The sequence below is a fragment of the Idiomarina piscisalsi genome (assembly GCF_002211765.1).
Lineage (GTDB): Bacteria > Pseudomonadota > Gammaproteobacteria > Enterobacterales > Alteromonadaceae > Idiomarina > Idiomarina piscisalsi_A.
Genome location: NZ_CP022133.1, coordinates 2194323 through 2216363 on the forward strand (window position 1 = coordinate 2194323; position 22041 = coordinate 2216363).

The following is a 22041-nucleotide window of genomic DNA, read 5'->3' on the forward strand; positions in this document are numbered from 1 at the left end:
ACCTACAGTTTACCGTGACAATGTTTGTACTTTTTACCTGATCCACAAGGACAAGGCTCGTTTCGCCCCACCTTTTGTTCATTGCGGGCCGGTTGCTGAGACTGTCCTTGTTGGCGGGGTTGCTCACCTTGAGTTGCAGGCTTTGTCTGCTCATGTTTAAACTCTCGCGGAGCACTATCAGCGGCTTTACGCTGTTCATCAACCGCATCAACATCTTCCTGAGCACGCACTTTCACACGACTTAGAATAGTCACCACATCCAGCTTCAAGTTCTCAAGCATTTCACTGAATAACTCGAACGCTTCACGCTTATATTCCTGCTTAGGGTTTTTCTGTGCATAACCACGCAAGTGGATGCCCTGGCGTAAATGATCCATCGCGGCCAAGTGCTCTTTCCAGTGCTGATCAAGGCTTTGCAACATAATCGATTTTTCAAAGCGACGCAGAACTTCAGGACCGACCAAGTCTTCTTTTTCCTGATACGTCTTAACAAGCTCTTCCAATACCCGCTCACGCAACACTTCTTCGTGGAAGTGCTCTTCTTCTTCCAACCACTGCTGTAGCGGTAACTCTACTTGGAAATCAGCACGTAAGCGTTCTTCCAGCGACTTCAAGTCCCATAACTCAGCCAATGACTGTGGTGGCACGTATTCATCAATAACCGCATTGACCACATCTTCACGGATGACGGTAATGGTTTCTGAAATATCGCCTTCATCAAGCAGTTCGTTGCGCTGCTCATAAACAACTGAACGCTGGTCGTTGGCAACATCATCATACTCAAGTAATTGCTTACGAATATCGAAGTTGCGACCTTCCACTTTGCGTTGTGCGTTTTCAATAGCACGAGTCACCCAAGGATGCTCAATCGCTTCCCCTTCTTTCATACCCAAGCGTTTCATCATGGTACCAATACGATCAGAGGCAAAGATACGCATCAGCGGGTCTTCTAATGACAGATAAAAGCGTGAGGAGCCAGGGTCACCTTGACGACCAGCACGACCACGCAGCTGATTATCAATACGACGGGATTCATGGCGCTCGGTACCAATAATATGTAAGCCACCCGCTTCGATAACGTCGTCGTGGACTTTCTGCCATTCTGCTTTAATGGAGTCAATTTTATCGTTCGATGGCTCTTCAAGCTTCTCAACGTCAACCATCCAGTTACCGCCCAAGACGATATCGGTACCACGACCGGCCATGTTAGTGGCTATCGTTACGGCACCAGGGCGACCCGCCTGAGCAATAATGTCGGCTTCTTGTGCGTGGAATTTCGCATTCAGTACCGCATGTGGAATTTTCTTTTTCTTCAAAAGGCGTGACAACAGCTCGGAGTTCTCAATAGATACCGTACCGACCAGCACGGGCCGTTTCTGTTTACGACATTCTTCAATGTCTTCCGCAATCGCTTCGTACTTTTCTTGAGCAGTCAGATAGATAAGATCCGCTCGGTCATCACGTACCATTGGCTTGTTTGTTGGAATAACAACGGTTTCAAGTCCGTATATCGACTGAAACTCAAAGGCTTCCGTATCTGCGGTACCTGTCATACCCGCCAATTTGTCATACAGACGGAAATAATTCTGGAAAGTAATGGAGGCAAGTGTTTGGTTTTCGTTCTGGATGGGTACGCCTTCTTTGGCTTCTACGGCTTGGTGCAGACCTTCAGACCAACGACGCCCTTCCATTGTACGACCAGTATGTTCATCAACGATAATAATCTGGTCGTCTTTAACAATGTAGTCGACATCTTTTTGAAATAAATGATGCGCTCTTAACGCCGCATTAATATGATGTAACAGGCTGATATTAGCAGCTGAATACAAAGAGTCATCTTCAGCCAACATGCCTTTTTCTTTTAGCAATGACTCTATATGTTCTTGGCCATTTTCGGTCAAATGAAGCTGCTTAGCCTTTTCATCAATAGTGAAGTGACCGTCGCCCTTCTCTTCTTCCGTATCTTCTTTTTCCTGACGCACTAAGTGTGGTACCAGTTCATTCATCTTGCGGTACATTTCAGAACTGTCTTCCGCAGGTCCCGAAATAATCAGCGGTGTTCTGGCTTCATCAATGAGAATTGAGTCAACCTCATCGACCAACGCGTAGTAAAGCTCACGTTGCACACGATCCTGCGGCGAAAACGCCATGTTGTCGCGCAAATAGTCAAAGCCAAATTCGTTATTCGTACCGTAGGTAATATCCGCCTGATACGCCGCTTTTTTGTCTTCCGGGTTCATACCTGGAATATTGAAAGCAACACTCAGACCTAAAAATTCAAATAAAGGACGGTTGAATTCGGCATCACGCTTAGCCAGATAATCGTTCACCGTAATAATGTGTACGCCTTTGCCCGGTAGCGCATTCAAATAGGCGGTTAGTGTGGCGGTTAAGGTTTTACCCTCACCAGTTTTCATTTCCGCAATACGGTTTTCGTTCAAAACCATACCGCCAATCAGCTGCACGTCGAAGTGACGCATTTTAAAGACGCGCTTACTGGCTTCGCGAACCGTTGCAAACGCTTCAGTTAGTAATTTATCGAGTTTTTCGCCTTCGTTAAGGCGCTTACGAAACTCAGCGGTCTTTTCTTTTAATTCGGCATCACTCAATGCTTCAAATTCGGGTTCTAACGCATTTATCCGATCAACATCTTTTTGCATGGTTTTGAGGATGCGATCGTTGCGACTTCCAAAAACTTTTCGAAACAGACTGCCTAGCATGAGTTTGATATATCCTGTGTTACTTTTAACAACAAAAGCGGTACCCAGTACCGCTTGCGTGTATTCTCTTAATGTTCAAATGTATTAATCGGCTTCCCGGTACACAAATTGGTTTGGATCAATCTGCTTACCATTACGTAAAACTTCGTAATGCACATGAGGCCCAGTTGAACGACCACTGCTCCCCATTTCCGCTATTTGCTGACCGCGTGTAACAACGTCGCCGACGTTCACTAATATCTCGTGGTTGTGACCGTAACGGGTTTTCAAACCACCACCATGGTCAATTTCAACCAGCTGACCATAACCGTACCTATCTCCCGCCCAAGTGACGACACCGGCTCCGGTAGCAACCACTTGCACGTCTTCGTTGTAACTCGCAAAGTCCAGCCCCTTATGCATGGCTGGCGTACCGTTGAAGGGATCTTTACGAATACCGTATTGCGAAGACAACCAACCATCAGAGATTGGACGTCCGGCAATGTAAGCATCATTATTAAGTTGGTGATTCATCATCACAGATTCAAGGAGAGATAACTGTTTTTGTTTGTCCGATATCTTTGACAACATGTCTTCGATATCAGTGAGTACGTCAGTCCCGGAAGCCTGCGGTAATTCAGCCACTTCTATTTCAGGTCCGCCAATCGGCATTTCCTGCTGGAAATTGAACTCGCCATTATCAAGGTTAGCAACGCCTGCTAAGCGTTCACCTAGGGCATCTAAACGGCGCATTTGAGCACGTAACTCGCCTAAATATACCTTCATTGCCCCCAATTGCTTTTGGGTATCTTCTCTTAAGGCTTTTACGGCTTTTTGCTGAAGAATAAGGTTCTTTTGCTCTTTGGTAATTTGCGCTTGCGCAAACTCGGGATCAACCCCGCGGTATTCCCATGGCTGCCACGTGACAAGCCCAATAAACGCAGCAACACCGGCGAAAGACAACATCCGTCTACGACTTAATTTAACGCGAAAACGAATTTTGGAGCCTCGATAAAAGACTGATAAACTCATCTGAACTCTCTTATTATTTGTTGACTACACCACTTATGTCACGACAACCCAAAACGCCATCAGAATTGCTACGTACGGGTCAGCAACCTATGGCTGAAACGTTGCGACATTATGCACAGTTTGCCGCTCAACTCTCAGAATGGCAACAGTTGTTTAAAAACTGCGTGGACAAAGCGACAGCACAGCATTGTCAGCTCGTGAACATTCGCGACGGAGCGCTCATCATAAAAGCTGGCAGCGGCAGCTGGTCAACAAAACTTAAATTCCAACAAGCGGCCATTATAACGTATTTTCAAAACAATGCGACGGTGCCGGTCAACAAGCTCTCAGTGAAAGTGTCACCGAATGTAAACACAACAAATGACAGCGCGCAAAGGCTAAGAAATATGGCGGAGGGGTGCAGCGAACCACTGCGTCTTCAGTTAGAAGCGTTGGCGGCGAAGTTTGATAACGACGCCGCCGACAATAAGAGCTAACTAAGCGGTTGTATTAGCCGGTGACCAAAAGGCAATAGGCTCTTTTGCCTGTTCATCTTCAAAGGTCACAAACTCCCAGGCAGATTCATGCTCCAGGACAGCCTGAAGCAATTGGTTGTTCAGCGCGTGGCCTGATTTATAAGCACGCAAGTGACCCAGAATACTGTGACCGCCCATGTATAAGTCGCCCACAGCATCCAGCATCTTGTGTTTCACAAATTCATCATCGTAGCGCAAGCCGTCGTTGTTCAATACACGGAAGTCATCAAGCACCACAGCGTTATCAAAGCTGCCACCGAGTGCCAGATTGTTTTTACGCAAGTACTCAATGTCTTTCATGAAGCCAAACGTCCGCGCACGGCTAATATCCTTAATGAACGCGTTAGCACTGAAATCCATGCTGACGGTTTGCCCAGTGTCTGCGATAGCCGGGTGGTCAAAGTCGATAGCAAAGTCGATACGGAAACCATCGTGGGGTAGCAGTTCCGCCCACTTGTCACCGTCTTCAACACGCACCGGCTCTTTGATTCGGATAAACTTCTTCGCTGCTGACTGCTCTTCAATGCCCGCACTTTGTAGCAGGTAAACAAACGGGTGAGAGCTACCGTCCATAATTGGAATTTCATGCGAGTCGACTTCGATAATAGCATTATCAATGCCAACCCCGGCAAGCGCAGCGAGTAAATGTTCGACTGTCGATATGCGAATGTTTTCCTCATTAATTAAACACGTACAAAGCTGCGTATCACGAACCCAGTCAGCACGCGCAGGAATATCTACTGCCGGCTCTAAGTCAGTACGGCGAAAGATCAACCCAGTATTAGCCGCCGCCGGACGCAAAGTTAAATTCACTTTGTTGCCCTTGTGCAAGCCAATCCCTGTCGCTGATATCGCTTGTTGCAATGTACGTTGCTTAATCATGAGCTTTATTCACCTACCTTAATAAAATCGGTTCGCTTTATACGGTGACTGGTCAAAAAACGACCATTCAAACCAAAGCGGCCGCATATTATACGACATTTGTCATGTTCCGATCAAATTTTACGCATAATTACACTGGCTTAGCAGTTATTTAGTCCGCTTGTTTACGCAAAAATGCCGGAATATCTAAATAATCCAACTCTTTCTCTTGCTTTGGCTTCGTCGCCGCTTGGCGCTTAGCTTCCGGCTTAGGTTCAGCTTGCGCTTCTTCTTGCTCTTCATAACGAGGAGCCGCCGCACCGCGGTCAAGATCAGCACGATACGTTGGCTGAGGCTCACGTTTTGGTGCGCTTTGTGCGTTGTTAACCAACGAAATGTCCGGTTTGCGCTCAGCACCAATACCCGTTGCCACAACAGTGACTCTTAATTCATCAGACATCTCAGTGTCGATAACGGTTCCCACAATAACGGTGGCATTATCTGACGCAAACGCCTTGACGGTGTTACCTACCGTTTCGAACTCGTCAATGCTCATGTCCATGCCGGCGGTTACATTAACCAACACGCCACGCGCGCCAGACAGATCGATATCTTCCAGAAGCGGACTGTTGATAGCCATTTCCGCCGCTTCCTGCGCACGATCTTCACCGCTTGCGGCGCCAGTCCCCATCATTGCCGTACCCATTTCTTTCATTACGGCACGAACGTCAGCAAAGTCGACGTTGATAAGACCCGGACGGGTAATCAGCTCAGCAATACCCTGTACCGCACCTAAAAGAACGTTATTGGCGGCGCTAAAGGCGTCTAACAGCGACGTGCCTTTACCCATCACCTTCAGCAGTTTCTCGTTAGGAATGGTAATGAGTGAATCAACACTTTGTTCAAGTGCGTGGATGCCTTCGTCGGCAACGGCCATGCGCTTCTTACCTTCGAACGGGAAGGGTTTAGTAACAACCGCAACCGTAAGAATTCCCAGCTCCTTGGCGACTTCAGCAACCACAGGTGCTGCACCGGTGCCAGTGCCACCGCCCATTCCGGCTGCAATAAAGACCATATCCGCGCCTTCTAATTGAATACGGATATTTTCGCGGTCTTCTTCCGCCGATTGGCGACCCACTTCCGGGTTAGCGCCCGCGCCAAGCCCCTTAGTGATGTCCTGACCTAATTGAATGGTCACGTCTGCGGTGTGATTACGCAGTGCCTGCGCATCGGTGTTCGCCGCGATAAACTGCACACCTTCAATTGACTCTTTAACCATGTGCTGGACAGCGTTACCGCCACCACCACCGACGCCAATCACTTTAATGACGGCTTCGCTTTCGTAATTATCCATCAGTTCGAACATAATAATTCTCCCTACCTGCTTTTTTTGCTACCCCAAGTTAAAACTCACCTTTGAACCAACTCTGCACTTTCTGCCAGAGTCCGATCACGTCAGTTTTAGAGCTTTCTTTTTGTGATACAGCGGCGTCTTCCTGTCCATACCGTAACAGTCCAACCGCTGTCGCATAAACCGGGTCTTCTACGTAGTCCCGTAAACCTTTCATACCAAGCGGTACGCCTACGCGCACCGGCATTTGGAATATCTCTTCTGCAAAATCAACGCAGCCTTCCATTTTTGCGCTACCACCAGTGATAACCACACCCGCTGCAATCTGCTCGTCTAAACCACTTTGCTGAATTTCATCTCTGACTAATTCAAACAGCTCCTGATAGCGTGGCTCTACCACTTCCGCCAGCGTATGGCGCGACATCACTCGTGACGGCCGGCCACCGACAGAAGGCACTTCAATGGTGTCCTCCATACTGACCATTTGACGCAACGCACAAGCATGCTTGGTCTTAATTTCTTCCGCATGATTGGTCGGCGTACGGAATATTTTGGCAATATCGCTGGTCACCTGATTACCGGCGGCCGGAATCACTGCGGTATGACGTAACACGCCGCCCGCGTAGATGCAGATATCGATAGTGCCGCCACCTAAATCGACCAACGCTACGCCTAAGTCTTTTTCGTCATCGGTCAATACCGAGATACTCGATGCCAACGCAGAAAAAATCAGTTTGTCGACTGACAAACCACAGCGCTCCACCGCTTTGGTAATATTCTTGGCCATGTCATTGGCGCAGGTAATGATGTGGACTTTTGACTCCATACGCACGCCCGACATGCCAATGGGGCTGCGAATACTTTCCTGCGAGTCAATCACGTATTCCTGCGGCAGCACATGCAGAATGCGACGCTCTTTCGCAATCGGCACGGACTGCGCGGCGTGAATAACACTGTCCACGTCGTCTTGTGTCACTTCCGCTTCATTAATCGGCACCATGCCACTTTCGTTTTGGCATGAAATATGGCGCCCTGAGATATTCAGGTAAACAGACGCGACACGGCAGTCGGCCATCAGCTCGGCTTCATCGACAGCTCTTTGCACAGACTGTACAACCAGGTTCAGATCGTTAACGCCGCCTTTATCCATGCCACGCGCAACGGCGGTACCAACGCCAACAACGCTGATTTCATTGTCTGGCAAAAGCTCACCGATAAGCGCGGTGACTTTACTTGTGCCTATGTCCAGACCTACTACCATATTGCGTTCCGATGTTTTCGACATATCTGCCTAACTCTCACTTTTTGCTTCACGCCAGGCCACTGCAGCCCCGGTATCGTATCGTAAATCCACTGTATCTATTTTCTTATTTTCACTGTTTTCGTGGTTCATCATGCTTGGAAACAAATCAATAAAACGTTTAATTCGCTCCAACGTCGCTTCCCTACCCAGCTTTATCTCTATGCCTTGCGTCAACACTAAACTGACAGCAAAGCGGTCGGTTAAACGTAAGGCTCTTATCGAAAAACCATTCACCGACAACATCTTTTGCAAACGGTAAAATTCACTCAGTGTCTCTTCCACCGCATGCTCAGGCCCAAACAATTGGGGCAACTGAGTACTCACTTTAGTGACATCCGCCCGAAACACCTCATCGTGCTCGTTAATTAGCCGGTCGGCATTCCATAGCGCTTGTGGCTGATGTTCCGACACAAACACCGACAACCGATCCGGCCATACTTTGCGTATTGACACCTTTTTTACCCATGGCAGTGCTTCAACACGCTGCCTTAAACCGTTCACGTCCGCCGTAAAAAAACTGCCCAGCGGCTTTGACAAAAGCGCCTGTCTTATCTCGCTTTTGTCGGTATAAACCAATTCGCCTTGTACACTCAGGCTCGCTATGGGCACTTGTTGTTCATCTGTCAGCACGTCATTTAACTGATAAATACCAACGCCGAGACCGACTAACGTCAGGCAAAACACGATGACACCAGACCAAAAGTTAACCAACTTAAGGCGCTGCTCAGCGGCCATGTCTACTGCTCCAGTGTCTGCGCCAATATGCGCTGCACCAGCTCACCAAAATCAATACCCGATGCTTTTGCTGCCATAGGCACCAAGCTTTTTTCTGTCATACCGGGCACAGTATTCGCTTCTAACAAGTACCAGTTACCCTCTTTTGCACGCATCACATCGATACGTCCCCAACCTTTCGCATCTATCGCTTTAAACGCTTCCTCGGCCAGAGTTTTCAAGTACGTTTCATCCTGCTCGTTTAAGCCAGACGGACAGTGATACAAGGTATCGTTTGCCTGATACTTGGCTTCAAAGTCGTAAAACTCATGTGGTGTTTCCAAGCGAATAACCGGCAGCGCGTTATTATCCAACAAAGCGACGGTGTATTCCTTACCTTCTATCCATTTTTCAACTAAAACGTGCTCATCAAACTGGACCGCGTGTTTTAATGCTGACTCTAAATGTTGACCGGTGTCCGCTATGCTCATGCCTATAGAGGAGCCCTCTCGCGCCGGCTTCACAATGACACGCCCACCAAGCTCGGCTATTAATTCCTCGCTATTAACGCTATCAAGCTCCGCCGCTCTAACCACACGCCACGGCGCTGTCGGCAATTCAAGTGCGTGCCAGATTTGCTTACAACGCACTTTATCCATGGCTAAAGCGCAACCTAAAACGCCACTGCCGGTGTAAGGCATTTCCAATACATCCAAAGCGCCTTGCATACTGCCGTCTTCACCGCCCCGACCATGCAACGCAATGAATACCCGCTCGTAACCCTCATCGATCAGTTCATGCAGGTCATGTGCGGCCGGGTCAAACGCATGCGCATCAATGCCTCTCGCCACTAACGCTTTTAACACCGCCATGCCTGACTTTAATGACACTTCCCGCTCGGCCGAGTAGCCGCCAAGCATGACCGCAACTTTTCCAAAAGCTTCAGGCGTCATTGTTCAATACCTCTGAAGCAATACGCTTCGCTAAAGCACCAACGTTACCGGCCCCCTGCGTCAGTAGTAAATCGTCGTTTGCCAGTACCGACTTAAGCACTTGTGGTACTTCCTCGGGGGTTGCCACAAAAACCGGATCAATTTGTCCTCGCTGACGAATGGAGCGACACAACGACCGGCCGTCTGCGCCAGGCACAGCTGCTTCACCGGCACTATAGACTTCCAACATAATAAGCACGTCGACCTGCGATAACACATTCACAAAGTCTTCATACAAATCGCGCGTTCTCGAGTAACGATGTGGCTGAAAGACCATCACTAAGCGTTTCTCAGGCCAACCTTCACGCGCCGCTTTAATTGTCGCAGCCACTTCTGATGGGTGGTGCCCATAGTCGTCGACTAACATCACCTCGCCATTATCGCCAGAGTCAGAAGGTACTGGGAAATTGCCGTAGTGCTGAAAGCGGCGACCAATGCCCTCAAATTTCGTCAAGGCGCGCTTAATGGAGTCGTCATCGATGCCCTCATCCGTGGCAACGGCCACCGCCGCCAATGCATTTAACGCATTGTGTTTACCCGGCATATTAAGGCATACACGGAAAGGTTCGCGGTCCTTACGTAAAATCGTAAAACAGCTTTGGCTTGCGGTTTGTTCATAGTCAACGGCTCGAACATCCGCGGACTCGCTAAAACCGTAAGTGATTGCCTGACGTCCCACGCGCGGAATCAGCTCAGACACAACCTCGTCATCGGCGCACATAACCGCTAAGCCATAAAACGGGAGGTTGTGCAAAAACTCTACGTAGGTGTCCAACAATTTGTTGAAGTCACCTTCATAAGTGTCCATGTGATCGGCTTCAATGTTGGTCACTATCGCAACCATGGGTTGCAGATGCAGGAAAGACGCATCGCTCTCATCGGCTTCTGCAATTAAATATTTGCTACTCCCTAAACGGGCATTTGAACCGGCACTATTCAACAAACCACCAATAACAAAAGTCGGGTCCCGTTCGGCCTCCGCAAAAATACTCGCCACTAACGATGTCGTGGTTGTTTTTCCGTGCGTACCGGCCACGGCAATACCATGTCGGAAGCGCATTAATTCAGCCAGCATTTCGGCACGGCGGACCACTGGCACTCGTAACTGATGAGCAGCCAATAACTCTGCATTGTCCTGTTTTATGGCGCTGGAAACGACAACCACACTGGCGCCTTCCACATTATTCGCCATATGGCCCAACACGATGGTCGCACCCAGTTCCCGTAAGCGCTCAGTATTGGTGTTCTCTGCAATATCAGAGCCCGATATTTGATAGCCTTGATTCAGCAATACCTCAGCAATACCCGCCATACCGGCACCACCAATACCCACAAAGTGAATACGCTGCACCCGGCGCATTTCAGGTACATTCACTATGGTAAAAGGCTGTGCTTTGGTCGTGGTCATGCTAGTCATCGCTCTTCTCAAATCTTTTACATTCATTCGCTAAGCGTTGGGTTGCTTCCGGCATACCACGCTCGCGGGCGAAACGCGCCATTGTCCACAGTTGTTGCCTGTCATGCAATAAACGTTTTAAGTGGATGGCTAATGCCCCATTTTCTAACTCTTTTTGCGGCATTAACAGAGCCGCACCACAACTTTCCAAAACCTTTGCATTCGCCGTTTGATGATCATCCACCGCATGCGGTAACGGCACTAAAATTGACGCCACACCAACGGCGGCTAATTCGGACACGGTAAGCGCCCCGGCGCGGCAAATAACCAAGTCGGCTCGGGTAAACTCAGTTGCCATGTCATCGATAAATTCTCGTACTTGTAAAGACTTAACCGTACCGGCGTCCGCATACGCCTGTTTTGTTGAGGCCTGGTTCGCCTGACCACATTGATGAACCACATTTAACTCAGCGTCTGATAACGTCTTAATGGCTTGCGGCACCTGCTCGTTGAGCACCTTTGCGCCCAAACTGCCACCAACAATCAGTATGGTTAGCGGACCAGCAATACTTTTATCTTCCTGATGCGTTTTCACAACGTCGGTAAAGGCGTGTCGCAGCGGGTTGCCTATCACTGGATATTGCTGCCACTGAGGCATGGCGACCGGCAAGCCAAGAAAAACTTTTGTGGCTCTGGAAGCTAACAATCGAGTCGTCATACCGGGTATTGCGTTTTGTTCATGCACAAGAAGCGGAATACCCATCATTTTTGCGGCAATGCCCATCGGCGCACATACATAGCCACCAAAAGTGACCACCACATTGGGCTGCAATTGTTTCAGTAACTGTCGGCATTGCATAACAGCTTTGGCCAGTGTGAGTGGCATCATCAACTTGCGCATAAGTCCATGCCCACGCACGCCGGTCATACTAATACTATGGAGGCTAAACCCGGCTTCCGGAATGACTCTGGATTCAAGTCGACCTTCACGGGTACCCAGCCAGTCAACTTGCCAGCCGCTGTCTCGTAAGTTTTCTGCCACGGCCAGTGCCGGGAAAATATGACCGCCGGTACCGGCTGCCGCAATGAGTACTCGGTTCATTCGGCACCTCCGCGCGGCGCCACTTTACGCCCACTCATGCGACGCTCGTGGTCAATTCGCAATAATAGACCGACGGCCAGCGCCGATACCACTAAGCTCGTGCCACCGTAACTCACTAATGGCAAGGTTAACCCTTTGGTAGGCAATGCGCCTGACGCCACACCAATATTGACGAACGCCTGAATACTAAACCACACGCCAATGCCATACGCTAAGTAACCGCCGTAACGCTGGTCAACCATCAGGCAGCGACGGCCGATGATGAGTGCTCGCCAAACCAGCATTAACACCACAGCAATGACAGCAATGACGCCAATAAAGCCCAGTTCTTCAGCAACAACGGCCATGATAAAGTCGGTGTGAGCTTCCGGAAGGTATTGTAATTTTTGAATGCTGTTACCTAAGCCTGCGCCACTGAACTGCCCCTGACCGAAGGCAATAAGTGACTGCATAAGCTGATAACCGGCGCCAAATGGGTCTTTCTCCGGTTCAAGGAAGGTTAAAAAGCGCTGCATACGGTAAGGTTCAACAATAATCAGCAGTATCATTGCCAGCACACAGGTAATAAATACGGCGAAAAACTGCCATAACTTCGCGCCCGCTAAAAACAGCATGGCGACAGTTGTCGCTGACAATACAACAACCGTACCGAAGTCCGGTTGCATGAGCAGCAGCACCGCCGCAATAAACAACAAGACCAGAGGTTTGATAAAGCCCTTAATCGCTTCCCGAACTTCGTCTTCGCGCCGAGCTAAATAGCTGGCCATATAGACATAGAAAAATAGCTTCGCCATTTCGGCCACTTGCACCGTAATAGGACCGACTTTTATCCATCGTTGCGAACCGTTCACTTCATGGCCAATAACCAGCACCGCCAACAACATAGCGAGTCCGACTAATAGTAATTTGCCACTGTGCTCATTCCACAAATTCGTTGGAATGCGCAACGACACCAACATAACGAATAGGCTTATCGTAATGTAAATGCCATGACGGATCGCAAAATGAAAGGGGTTACCGGTCAAGCGATCAGCGGTCGGTAATGAGGCCGAAGATACCATAATAAATCCAAACGCCAACAACGCCAGCGATACCGTCAGCAACACGCGATCATAAAGGGCCTGGCTCGTTGATGGCTTAAGCCATTCAACCAGCTGCTGCCACCGCGGCATTGCTGCGGCTGGCATATCAAGCGCTAACTGTTCTTCACGCACGGTTGCCATTCGCTGCCTCCACCGCTTGACAGAATACGTCACCACGATGCTCGAAGTTATCGAACTGATCAAAACTTGCACACGCTGGCGATAGCAATACCATGTCTCCGGGCTGTACCAGTGATTTAGCAAGTTCTACCGCCTGCACAAGATCGTTAACCTGCCTCGACCCATTAAACAGCTGACCGATTTTCGGACCATCTTTCCCGATGGTCAGCAGTATGTCGACTTTGTCTAATGTGCCGGCTAATTCTTTAAAGTCCGCCCCTTTACCATCGCCACCGGCAATCAGTAACAGCCGTCCGGTAATTGCGGGACGCAGACCTTCCACAGCCGCAGCCGTTGCACCAATATTGGTAGCTTTTGAATCATTAACCCAAAGCACACCCAATTCCTGGCTTACTAACTGACAACGGTGCGCTAAACCATCAAAGCTTTTCGCCGCTTCTACGGCGTCTTCTATAGAGATACCAAGTGACAATGCCAGACCCAGTGCCGCTTGTACGTTTAATAAATTATGAACGCCTTGTAACTGAAGCTGGTCTGCCCTTAAAACCACTTCTCCTGCATAGGTAATAGCAACAGGACCGCTCGACTTATCGACATTGCCTCCCAGCAAACCAAAATCGTTTGGATGCGCATCTTTGCCAATGCTCAATACGTTCCCCGTGATGGGGTGAGGCCAGGTATCCTGCTGTTGACGATTCAGTACCCAGGTATCAGCGTTGTAAAATATGCGTTGCTTAGCGGCAATATAGTCTTCAAGCGCATTATAGCGATCAAGGTGATCGGCACTAATATTCAGCAACGCCGCCGCTTTTAGTCTTAATTTTTCAGTTAGCTCCAGCTGGAAACTCGATAGCTCAAGTACAACCGCATCAGGTTTACTATCAAGCTGCAGCAGGTCTAACACCGGTAACCCAATGTTGCCCGCTGCAACGATATTTTTCCCAGTTTGCTGACCAATAAACTCAACTAATCGGGTGACGGTCGACTTACCATTTGAGCCGGTCACAGCAACCAACGGGAAATCGACATTTTGAGCAAATATCTCGATATCACCAACGACAGGGATACCCGCGTCTCGAGCTAACGTCAGCGGCTCTTCTCGAGAATCAATGCCCGGACTCGTGATAATTAAGTCGGCGGCTAACGTGTCCTCTATTTCCCAGTGGCGCGTGTTGAATTCAGCGCCTGGCATTATCGCTTTCGCATCTTCCAGACCGGGCGGATTTTCGCGTGAGTCAAACACTCGCACATCCGCAATCAACGATGGCTTACTGGCAAGAAAACGCACAACTGAGACACCCGTCTTACCAAGACCGAGTACCACAATGTGTTTTATTTTCTGCCAGTTTATTGTTGTCATTGTTGTTACCGAAGTTTCAGTGTTGCTAAACCAATTAGCACGAAAATTAAAGACAATATCCAAAAGCGCACGATAACTCGCGGCTCTGGCCAGCCTTTCAGTTCATAATGGTGATGAATTGGCGCCATACGGAAAACTCGCTTTCCTCTGAGCTTGTAGGAGCCAACCTGGAGCATGACCGACACCGTTTCCATGACGAACACGCCACCCATAATAAATAAAACCAGCTCCTGACGTACCAGAATCGCGATAATGCCAAGCGCAGCACCAAGCGCCAGCGAGCCGACATCGCCCATAAAGACCAATGCCGGGTAGGTGTTAAACCATAAAAAGCCAAGCCCGGCGCCAACAATGGCAGCGCACACGACCAATAGCTCTGCGGTTAATGGTAAATAAGGAATTTGCAAATAATCGGCAAAATTCACGTTACCCGAGGCGTAGGCAAATATACCCAAGGCTGCCGCAACCATTACCGTTGGCATAATTGCTAAGCCATCAAGTCCATCGGTTAAGTTTACTGCGTTACTGGTGCCTACCATGACGAAGTACGCCATCAAGATATAAAGCATGCCCAATTGCGGCATCACATCTTTAAAAAACGGAACGAGCAGCGCGGTCTCAGCCCCCATTGTGCTGCTCCAGTACAGGTAAACCGCCGCCGCGCTGGCAATAACGGACTGCCAAAAATACTTCCATTTAGCAATGAGTCCTTTCGGATCTTTACGCACGACTTTGCGATAGTCGTCGATAAATCCAATAATGCCGAAGCCTGTAATGACCAGTAACACAACCCAAACGTAACGGTTTTCTAAGTCAGCCCAAAGCAGCGAAGAGCCAAGCACCGCCGCGAGAATCAGAACCCCGCCCATAGTCGGTGTTCCACTTTTGCTTAAGTGACTTTGCGGACCGTCGTCACGCACTGTTTGGCCGATTTGCAAACGCTGCAGGCGACGAATCAATGTTGGACCTAACCAGAGCGACAGTACCAATGCCGTCAAGATGCTTAAAATGGCTCTCAACGTCAGGTAAGAAAACACGTTAAACGCGCTTTCAAATTGCATTAGGTACTCGGCCAACCAAACTAACATGCGTGTTTATCCCCTATACTGCTGTGGCTCGCTACTGCGCTTTGCAACGCAGCGACGACGCGCTCCATATGCGCCGAACGTGAGCCTTTAACCAGCACTGTGACCGGCTGCGTTCCTTGTTGTTCTGTAAGTCTGTGTAAAATCGCCTGAACTAACGCATCTAATTGACTGAAGTGCTTACCACCATGACCATTGAATACCTCGCTAGCACTCTGACTAAGCACTCCCAGGCTGTATAAATTATCAATGCCGGTGCCTATAGCATGCTCGCCTATTTCTTCATGATAAGCTCGAGCATCAGCGCCGAGTTCGCCCATATCGCCCAACACAAAAATTCGATAGCCGCTGTAGCTACCGAGTAAGTCGAGCGCGGCTTTGGTTGAGGCGACACTCGCATTGTACGTATCGTCAATGATACGTAAGTGTTCACTTACCTTAAGAATAGTTAGGCGCCCTTTCGCTGGCGTCACCTGATTTAAGCCGCGAACAATATCTTTTACCGAGATACCCAACTGATAAGCTGCCGCTGTGGCTGACAGCGCATTGAGCACATTATGATGGCCGCTTAGCTGTAAGGTGACGGTCTCAGCCTCGCCGTTAACATGTAATTTGAAGGTTGGCTGACCCTCTTCATTCAATGTAATATCCGTTGCGTATACATCGGCTTCTTCTAATAAACCAAACGTCTGCCAGCGATAGTTAGCGCATACTGACTCCCAGCTCGAGCTGTATTCAGACTCTAGTGGGGTAATCGCCACTCCCTGGCACCCCAGACCACGGAAAATCTCAGTTTTGGCTCGTGCAACGCCATGCACACTGCCAAAACCTTCGACATGCGCAGCACTGACATTGTTTAATATTGCCACGTCCGGTTTGGTTAAATTGGTGGTATAGCCTATTTCTCCGGGATGATTCGCTCCCAATTCAATGACCGCGTACTGGTGATGCTCTTCCAGGCGCAACAGGGTCAGTGGCACACCAATATCGTTATTAAAGTTGCCCGCGGTCGCCAGGGTGCTGGCTTTCAAAGACAGTATTGACGACAGCATTTCTTTAACGGTGGTTTTCCCGTTGCTGCCCGTAATAGCAACGGTTTTCGGAGCGACTTCTGCTTTCACTGCCGCACCGAGCAACCCCAGTGCATAACGCGTATCTTCAACGACAATTTGGCTTAATTCGGTTTGCTGCGGCTTCTCAACAAGTAAGGCTTCAGCACCACCTTGTCTGGCTTGTTCGGTAAATCGATGCGCATCGAAGTTCAGCCCTTTTAACGCAATAAATAGCGCCCCGGTTAAGTCGTCACGCGTATCCGTTGATACCTTATTAATGGTTTTGTCTTCACCGACAAGACGTCCACCAACTTTTTCCGCTATCCAGGCTAAGGTTACAGAAATCATGCGCAGTCTCCTTGCAGCCACTCGCTGACAACCGCTCGTTCGTTGTAATCAATACGTTGTGTACCAATGACTTGATAATCTTCATGCCCTTTTCCGGCCAGGAGGACAACATCATCCGGCTTCGCCTCATGCATGGCTTTAAGCACCGCTTCACGACGGCCAGGCCATACCTTAACTTTGTCTTTTTCAGCAATACCGGCAAGGATGTCATCAATAATTTGTTCGCTGGGCTCTGTGCGTGGATTATCATCCGTGACAACAACAACATCGGCCGAGTCAGCAGCCACTTTCCCCATCTGAGGTCGTTTGCCTCGGTCTCTGTCACCACCACAACCAAACACACACCAAAGCTGCCCTTTACAATGCAAGCGCAGCGCTTTTAGCACTTGATCGAGCGCATCCGGTGTATGCGCGTAATCCACAACGACAAGTGGCGAATGCTGATTATGGAAAGCTTCCATCCGTCCCGGCACCGGCATTAACTGTTTGCAGGCACCAGCTAATTCGCTCAGCTCATACCCAAGCGAAAGCAACGTTGCCACAGCCGTTAACACGTTATAGACATTGAAACGACCTAATAGCGGTGTCTCAACGGCATACGACAGGCCTTGCCAACTGATATCAAACGTCGAACCTTGTTCATGGAATTGCAGCCCAGATGCTGTTAGCGATGGCGCTAACGATGACGGGTTTAATGTCACCCAAAGCTCTGCACCGTTGTCTTTGTGCCAACGGGTCAGCACAGCGTCATCGGCATTGACAATTCGGTGCTGAACACCAAAATCGGTAAATAAACGCTGCTTCGCGGCAATATAATTGTCCATAGTGCCGTGATAATCCAAATGGTCACGACTGATATTTGTGATGGCCGCAGCGGCAAATTTCAGAGCGTCGACCCGACGCTGCACTAACGCATGCGAAGACACCTCCATGGCCACTAACTCTGCGCCTTCTGCTTTTAACGTGGCTAATCGCTGTTGAATGGTAACGGCGTCAGGCGTCGTGTGCCGTTCCGGCAGCAGTCGACCAATTAAGCCACTGCCGGTTGTTCCGATAACGGCAGATTCTTTTCCAATTCGCTGAGCCAGCTGCGCAATAATATGAGTCACAGAGGTTTTACCGTTAGTACCGGTAACGCCAACAACGGTCATCTCTTTTGAAGGGTGATCAAAAAAGTTGCCGGCAATTTCAGATAAGTGCTCACGAACCCCACTAAAGCCGACAACAACGGCACCTCGCCGCTGCTCTACGGCCAACCCCGGAGATTCAGCAACAACGGCAACTGCACCTTGGTCAATTGCTGCATCAATATAGGCGCGTCCGTCAGTTTCATAACCAGGAACAGCAATAAACAAGTCGCCATTGGCGATTTGACGGCTATCCAGTTTAACACCCGAAACAGTGACCTCCGGAATGTTCAGCGAGGCCGGCAACATGGTTAGAAGTTCAGACAATGCTTTCATTGCTGACCTCCAAAGCCTGCGGCTCTAATTTCAGTATCATTCGGGTTATCAGGCGGGACATTGAGCAAACGCATCGTTTGCGCCACGATACTAGAAAATACGGGTGCCGCTGCTGTACCACCGTAATAGTCATCCGTTCCGGGCTCGTTAATTGTTACCACAACCACCACTTCAGGGTTACTCACCGGCGCAATGCCGGCAAATAACGCTACATATTCGTCACCATAACCACCGGTTGCTTTGGTTTTGCGGGTGGTTCCCGTTTTTCCGGCAATACGATAGCCTGGAACTTGGGCTTGTTTTGCCGTACCGTCACTCACCACTTCTTCCATCATATGCAAGACCGCACGCGTGTTATCCGGATTAAAGACTTGTTCACCCGGGAGGGGCGACTCCTGTCGGAATATGGTCAGTGGTCGTTTGATACCGCCTGAAGCGATAATACTGTACGCTTTAGCCAGCTGTAAGGTTGTAACGGACAAACCATAACCATAAGAAAGTGTGGCCAGTTCAAACTCGGACCAACGGCGACGATCGCTCAAAAGCCCCATACCTTCACCCAATAAAGCCACTCCTGTGTCGCTGCCGAAGCCAGCGTCAGCATAGGTTTGTAGTAGTGGGTCAACGCCTAAATCGAGCGCCATTTTTGTCACCCCAACGTTCGATGAATGCTTAAGCACTTCTGTCAGAGTCAGTTCTCCGCGGTTACGCGGGTCACTGACTCGACGGCCGCCCAGGCGCAGCCACCCGGGGCTGGTGTCGATAACGTCACCCGCTTTGTGACGACCATTTTCCAGCGCACTCAGTACCACTAAGGGTTTGACTGTAGAGCCTGGTTCATAGCTGTCAGTAATCGCCCGATTCCTCATTTTATAAGACTGTAAATCGGCGCGATTGTTAGGATTAAAGGACGGGCTGTTGACCATTGCCAGGATTTCGCCAGTATCAACATCGAGTACAATAGCAGAGCCAGACGTTGCCTGATTGTAGCGCACGGCTTTTTTTAGCTCTGTATAGGCAGTCGCCTGGATCCGCTGATCAATACTCAAGGTCAATTGTTTTGGTTGTTGTGCCTCTGTCTGGCTAATTTCCTCAACAACCCGTCCTTGCGCGTCCTTGCGATAAACTCGTTTACCCGGTTGCCCGGTTAAATGTTCGTCATACAGTAATTCAAGCCCTTCCTGGCCCTCACCATCAATGTTAGTCAAACCCACTACGTGCGCCGCAATTTCGCCGGTTGGATAGTAACGGCGAGACTCTGTTTTTAAATAAACCCCGGGAATGTTCAGTTGCTTGACGTAGTCAGCTTCCGACGGCGTCACTTTTCGCTGTAAGTACACAAAACGCTTACTGGGATCATCCACTTTTTCAACCAACGCTTCACGGTTCATACGGAACGTTTCAGCTAACGCCTGCCAGCGGCGGCTATCTGCCAGTGCATTGTGTTCATCAATTCGTTTCGGATCGGCCCAGACCGTTTCAACAGGAACACTGACCGCAAGTTCGCGGCCGTGACGATCAACAATGCTGCCGCGCTGAACCGGCAAGCTATCAGAACGCAAGCTACGCATATCGCCTTGCAATGAAAACCTATCAGGGCTGATAACTTGAATGTAGGCGGCGCGTGCGACCAGAACGGTAAACACCCCAAATAATACGATAACGGCAGTGTAAAAGCGCCAGCGAGTGCCAGCTGGCTCTGTCCGCTTTTTACGCTTCGCCATTACCATGAGACCATAACCTCCGTGTCAGATGTGACGTCGCGCATACCGAGTTGTTCTTGTGCTATGCGCTCCACACGGCTGTGTTCCGTCAAAGCGTTTTGCTCGATGACCAGGTGTCGCCACTCACGATCCAGCGTGTCACGGTATGACAGCAGATCGTCACGCTCTGCCGTCAACTGGCGATTTAAGTGAGCAACATAGACAATGCTAAGCGCATTCATAACGACCACAGCGCCTAATAAAACAACCCACTTGTGCTGCACTAAATCTTGCAACACCATTTTGGTTAAGCTTGGATAACGTTGTTTAGTCATGATAAACCCTCCGTGCTATGCGCAGCACCGAGCTGCGTGCGCGAGGGTTAGCCGACACTTCCTCTTTACCGGGTTTAATTGCCTTACCGACTTTTTCTAAGGATTTGTCTTTATTCAGTTCTGCGTCTGTGACCGGTAAGCCCGCCGGCACTTGCTTGCCTTCACTGTGTTTGCGAATAAAGCGTTTCACCAAGCGATCTTCCAGGCTATGGAAACTAATGACAACTAAGCGTCCGTCTTGCTTCAAAGCTGACAGAGAAGCTTCTAAAGCTTGCTCTATTTGTTCCAGCTCTTTATTCACATGAATGCGAATGGCCTGAAATGTCCGCGTTGCCGGGTGCTTATGTTTCTCTTTGACAGGGCTAACACGAGCGATCATGTCCGCTAGCTGCTTAGTGCGCACAAACGGCTCTTTTTCACGATCCATCACAATAGCGCTGGCAATTTTACGGGCAAAGCGCTCTTCCCCGTATTCTTTAAGAACCCAGCTTATTTCATCTTTTTCGGCTCGGTTAAGCCATTCGGCAGCGGTTTCACCGCGCGTGGTATCCATTCTCATGTCGAGCGGTCCGTCGCGCATGAAGCTAAAACCTCGTTCGGCGTCATCAAGTTGTGGGGACGACACGCCAAGGTCAAATAAAATACCGGTGACTTTTCCGGTTAGTCGCCGCTGTTCCAGTACCTGTTGCAGGTTTGAGAAAGGGGTGTGAACAATATCAAAACGTGGGTCGCTTTGCAGTGGTTTAGCGGCTTCAATGGCTTGCGGATCTTGGTCTAAGGCAATAACTTTAGCGTCACTGCCTAGCTTTTCTAACAACGCACGCGTGTGACCACCACGTCCAAATGTGGCGTCAATATAGGTGCCTGCTGTATCAGTCACTAAAGCGTTGATGGACTCTTGCAGTAGCACCGAAACGTGTTGCGGTGACGTTGTTATCATTATAAAGAGAAGTCTTCCAGTCTTTCATTCAGGGTGAAGTCGCCCTCGCGCTCAACGTCCATATCCTGAGCCACTTGGTCATGCCAGGCGCCTTCATCCCACAATTCAAATTTGTTCAGCTGACCAACCAACATGAGCTTCTTCTCGAGCCCTGCATGTTGTCTTAACGGTGCTGATATCAGTAAACGGCCGTTTTTATCCATTTCACAGTCGTCTGCATGACCGAGTAACAACCGCTGTAAGCGGCGTTCTGCGGGGTTCATACTCGATAAACGGGTGAGTTTCTGCTCAATGATTTGCCACTCGGGAAGCGGGTACAACAACAGGCACGGTTGTTTAATATCAATCGTGCATACCATTTTCCCTTCACAGTCTAAAGACAAGGACTGGCGATACTTAGCTGGGATTGCTAAGCGCCCCTTACTGTCAAGACTGAGTGTTGTTGCTCCTCGGAACATGATCCCACCTGATCATTAAGATCCACTATTATCCACAAATCCCCACAATGTTACAGTCTAGGTTCCACTGTTTCCCACTGTCAAGAAAAAACCGCTCTATTTGTCAGGG

The 22041-nt window shown here is 49.3% G+C and carries 19 protein-coding genes; 1 reads left to right on the forward strand and 18 read right to left on the reverse strand.

Annotated elements, in window-relative coordinates:
* Window positions 1-2 precede the first annotated feature (2 nt).
* Window positions 3-2720 carry a preprotein translocase subunit SecA gene (secA, locus tag CEW91_RS10440; RefSeq protein ID WP_088768884.1) on the reverse strand — a complete coding sequence of 906 codons (2718 nt, stop codon included), beginning with the start codon at window positions 2718-2720 and terminating at the stop codon, window positions 3-5.
* An 84-nt stretch (window positions 2721-2804) separates the two neighbouring features.
* Entirely contained in the window at window positions 2805-3731 is a 927-nt protein-coding gene (locus CEW91_RS10445; protein WP_088768885.1) for a M23 family metallopeptidase, read from the reverse strand.
* A 35-nt stretch (window positions 3732-3766) separates the two neighbouring features.
* Between CEW91_RS10445 and CEW91_RS10450 the strand changes: the two genes are divergently transcribed.
* Complete coding sequence (locus CEW91_RS10450) at window positions 3767-4207, forward strand: DUF721 domain-containing protein (RefSeq protein WP_088768886.1); 441 nt, start codon at window positions 3767-3769, stop codon at window positions 4205-4207.
* Here the strand turns inward: CEW91_RS10450 and lpxC are convergent, their stop codons facing one another.
* The 16 genes from lpxC to mraZ all read right to left on the reverse strand — a co-directional run bounded on the left by lpxC (window position 4208) and on the right by mraZ (window position 21932).
* Window positions 4208-5128 (reverse strand): UDP-3-O-acyl-N-acetylglucosamine deacetylase, encoded by a 921-nt coding sequence (lpxC, locus tag CEW91_RS10455; RefSeq protein ID WP_088768887.1) that lies wholly within the window; start codon window positions 5126-5128, stop codon window positions 4208-4210.
* Between the two features lie 151 nt (window positions 5129-5279).
* A complete protein-coding gene (ftsZ, locus tag CEW91_RS10460; RefSeq protein WP_088768888.1) occupies window positions 5280-6473 on the reverse strand; it encodes a cell division protein FtsZ in 1194 nt (397 codons plus the stop codon).
* A 37-nt stretch (window positions 6474-6510) separates the two neighbouring features.
* Entirely contained in the window at window positions 6511-7743 is a 1233-nt protein-coding gene (gene ftsA, locus CEW91_RS10465; RefSeq protein ID WP_088768889.1) for a cell division protein FtsA, read from the reverse strand.
* 6 nt (window positions 7744-7749) lie between these two features.
* Complete coding sequence (locus tag CEW91_RS10470) at window positions 7750-8496, reverse strand: FtsQ-type POTRA domain-containing protein (protein WP_088768890.1); 747 nt, start codon at window positions 8494-8496, stop codon at window positions 7750-7752.
* 2 nt (window positions 8497-8498) lie between these two features.
* Window positions 8499-9428, reverse strand: coding sequence for a D-alanine--D-alanine ligase (locus CEW91_RS10475; protein ID WP_088768891.1), 930 nt, complete (start codon window positions 9426-9428; stop codon window positions 8499-8501).
* On the reverse strand, window positions 9418-10884 hold the full coding sequence (gene murC, locus CEW91_RS10480; protein ID WP_088768892.1) for a UDP-N-acetylmuramate--L-alanine ligase: 1467 nt from the start codon (window positions 10882-10884) through the stop codon (window positions 9418-9420). The genes CEW91_RS10475 and murC overlap by 11 nt, the downstream gene beginning before the upstream one ends.
* A complete protein-coding gene (gene murG / locus CEW91_RS10485) occupies window positions 10877-11965 on the reverse strand; it encodes an undecaprenyldiphospho-muramoylpentapeptide beta-N-acetylglucosaminyltransferase (protein ID WP_088768893.1) in 1089 nt (362 codons plus the stop codon). Before murG ends, murC begins: the two co-directional genes overlap by 8 nt.
* The gene (gene ftsW / locus CEW91_RS10490) at window positions 11962-13188 is read right to left on the reverse strand and encodes a cell division protein FtsW (protein WP_088768894.1); all 1227 of its coding nucleotides are present in this window, start codon (window positions 13186-13188) and stop codon (window positions 11962-11964) included. The genes murG and ftsW overlap by 4 nt, the downstream gene beginning before the upstream one ends.
* The gene (gene murD / locus CEW91_RS10495; protein ID WP_088768895.1) at window positions 13172-14548 is read right to left on the reverse strand and encodes a UDP-N-acetylmuramoyl-L-alanine--D-glutamate ligase; all 1377 of its coding nucleotides are present in this window, start codon (window positions 14546-14548) and stop codon (window positions 13172-13174) included. The genes ftsW and murD overlap by 17 nt, the downstream gene beginning before the upstream one ends.
* Window positions 14549-14553: 5 nt before the next feature.
* Window positions 14554-15636 carry a phospho-N-acetylmuramoyl-pentapeptide-transferase gene (mraY, locus tag CEW91_RS10500; protein ID WP_088768896.1) on the reverse strand — a complete coding sequence of 361 codons (1083 nt, stop codon included), beginning with the start codon at window positions 15634-15636 and terminating at the stop codon, window positions 14554-14556.
* Window positions 15630-17033, reverse strand: a complete 1404-nt coding sequence (locus CEW91_RS10505; RefSeq protein ID WP_088768897.1) for a UDP-N-acetylmuramoyl-tripeptide--D-alanyl-D-alanine ligase — start codon at window positions 17031-17033, stop codon at window positions 15630-15632. The genes mraY and CEW91_RS10505 overlap by 7 nt, the downstream gene beginning before the upstream one ends.
* Window positions 17030-18496 (reverse strand): UDP-N-acetylmuramoyl-L-alanyl-D-glutamate--2,6-diaminopimelate ligase, encoded by a 1467-nt coding sequence (gene murE, locus CEW91_RS10510; protein ID WP_088768898.1) that lies wholly within the window; start codon window positions 18494-18496, stop codon window positions 17030-17032. Before murE ends, CEW91_RS10505 begins: the two co-directional genes overlap by 4 nt.
* Entirely contained in the window at window positions 18493-20226 is a 1734-nt protein-coding gene (locus CEW91_RS10515) for a peptidoglycan D,D-transpeptidase FtsI family protein (RefSeq protein ID WP_088768899.1), read from the reverse strand. The genes murE and CEW91_RS10515 overlap by 4 nt, the downstream gene beginning before the upstream one ends.
* Window positions 20220-20534 carry a cell division protein FtsL gene (gene ftsL / locus CEW91_RS10520; RefSeq protein WP_088768900.1) on the reverse strand — a complete coding sequence of 105 codons (315 nt, stop codon included), beginning with the start codon at window positions 20532-20534 and terminating at the stop codon, window positions 20220-20222. The genes CEW91_RS10515 and ftsL overlap by 7 nt, the downstream gene beginning before the upstream one ends.
* Entirely contained in the window at window positions 20527-21474 is a 948-nt protein-coding gene (gene rsmH, locus CEW91_RS10525; protein WP_088768901.1) for a 16S rRNA (cytosine(1402)-N(4))-methyltransferase RsmH, read from the reverse strand. Before rsmH ends, ftsL begins: the two co-directional genes overlap by 8 nt.
* Window positions 21474-21932 (reverse strand): division/cell wall cluster transcriptional repressor MraZ, encoded by a 459-nt coding sequence (mraZ, locus tag CEW91_RS10530; RefSeq protein WP_088768902.1) that lies wholly within the window; start codon window positions 21930-21932, stop codon window positions 21474-21476. Before mraZ ends, rsmH begins: the two co-directional genes overlap by 1 nt.
* Between the last annotated feature and the right edge of the window lie 109 nt (window positions 21933-22041).

Excerpts from the sequence above, each read along its gene's own strand:
- CEW91_RS10450 (WP_088768886.1), top strand. The coding sequence starts at position 3,767 with ATGTCACGACAACCCAAAACGCCATCAGAATTGCTACGTACGGGTCAG.
- lpxC (WP_088768887.1), bottom strand. The coding sequence starts at position 5,128 with ATGATTAAGCAACGTACATTGCAACAAGCGATATCAGCGACAGGGATT.
- ftsA (WP_088768889.1), bottom strand. The coding sequence starts at position 7,743 with ATGTCGAAAACATCGGAACGCAATATGGTAGTAGGTCTGGACATAGGC.
- mraY (WP_088768896.1), bottom strand. The coding sequence starts at position 15,636 with ATGTTAGTTTGGTTGGCCGAGTACCTAATGCAATTTGAAAGCGCGTTT.
- ftsW (WP_088768894.1), bottom strand. The coding sequence starts at position 13,188 with ATGGCAACCGTGCGTGAAGAACAGTTAGCGCTTGATATGCCAGCCGCA.
- ftsZ (WP_088768888.1), bottom strand. The coding sequence starts at position 6,473 with ATGTTCGAACTGATGGATAATTACGAAAGCGAAGCCGTCATTAAAGTG.
- CEW91_RS10470 (WP_088768890.1), bottom strand. The coding sequence starts at position 8,496 with ATGGCCGCTGAGCAGCGCCTTAAGTTGGTTAACTTTTGGTCTGGTGTC.
- CEW91_RS10505 (WP_088768897.1), bottom strand. The coding sequence starts at position 17,033 with ATGATTTCTGTAACCTTAGCCTGGATAGCGGAAAAAGTTGGTGGACGT.
- murG (WP_088768893.1), bottom strand. The coding sequence starts at position 11,965 with ATGAACCGAGTACTCATTGCGGCAGCCGGTACCGGCGGTCATATTTTC.
- CEW91_RS10445 (WP_088768885.1), bottom strand. The coding sequence starts at position 3,731 with ATGAGTTTATCAGTCTTTTATCGAGGCTCCAAAATTCGTTTTCGCGTT.
- murD (WP_088768895.1), bottom strand. The coding sequence starts at position 14,548 with ATGACAACAATAAACTGGCAGAAAATAAAACACATTGTGGTACTCGGT.
- murC (WP_088768892.1), bottom strand. The coding sequence starts at position 10,884 with ATGACTAGCATGACCACGACCAAAGCACAGCCTTTTACCATAGTGAAT.
- mraZ (WP_088768902.1), bottom strand. The coding sequence starts at position 21,932 with ATGTTCCGAGGAGCAACAACACTCAGTCTTGACAGTAAGGGGCGCTTA.
- secA (WP_088768884.1), bottom strand. The coding sequence starts at position 2,720 with ATGCTAGGCAGTCTGTTTCGAAAAGTTTTTGGAAGTCGCAACGATCGC.
- CEW91_RS10515 (WP_088768899.1), bottom strand. The coding sequence starts at position 20,226 with ATGGTAATGGCGAAGCGTAAAAAGCGGACAGAGCCAGCTGGCACTCGC.
- rsmH (WP_088768901.1), bottom strand. The coding sequence starts at position 21,474 with ATGATAACAACGTCACCGCAACACGTTTCGGTGCTACTGCAAGAGTCC.
- ftsL (WP_088768900.1), bottom strand. The coding sequence starts at position 20,534 with ATGACTAAACAACGTTATCCAAGCTTAACCAAAATGGTGTTGCAAGAT.
- CEW91_RS10475 (WP_088768891.1), bottom strand. The coding sequence starts at position 9,428 with ATGACGCCTGAAGCTTTTGGAAAAGTTGCGGTCATGCTTGGCGGCTAC.
- murE (WP_088768898.1), bottom strand. The coding sequence starts at position 18,496 with ATGAAAGCATTGTCTGAACTTCTAACCATGTTGCCGGCCTCGCTGAAC.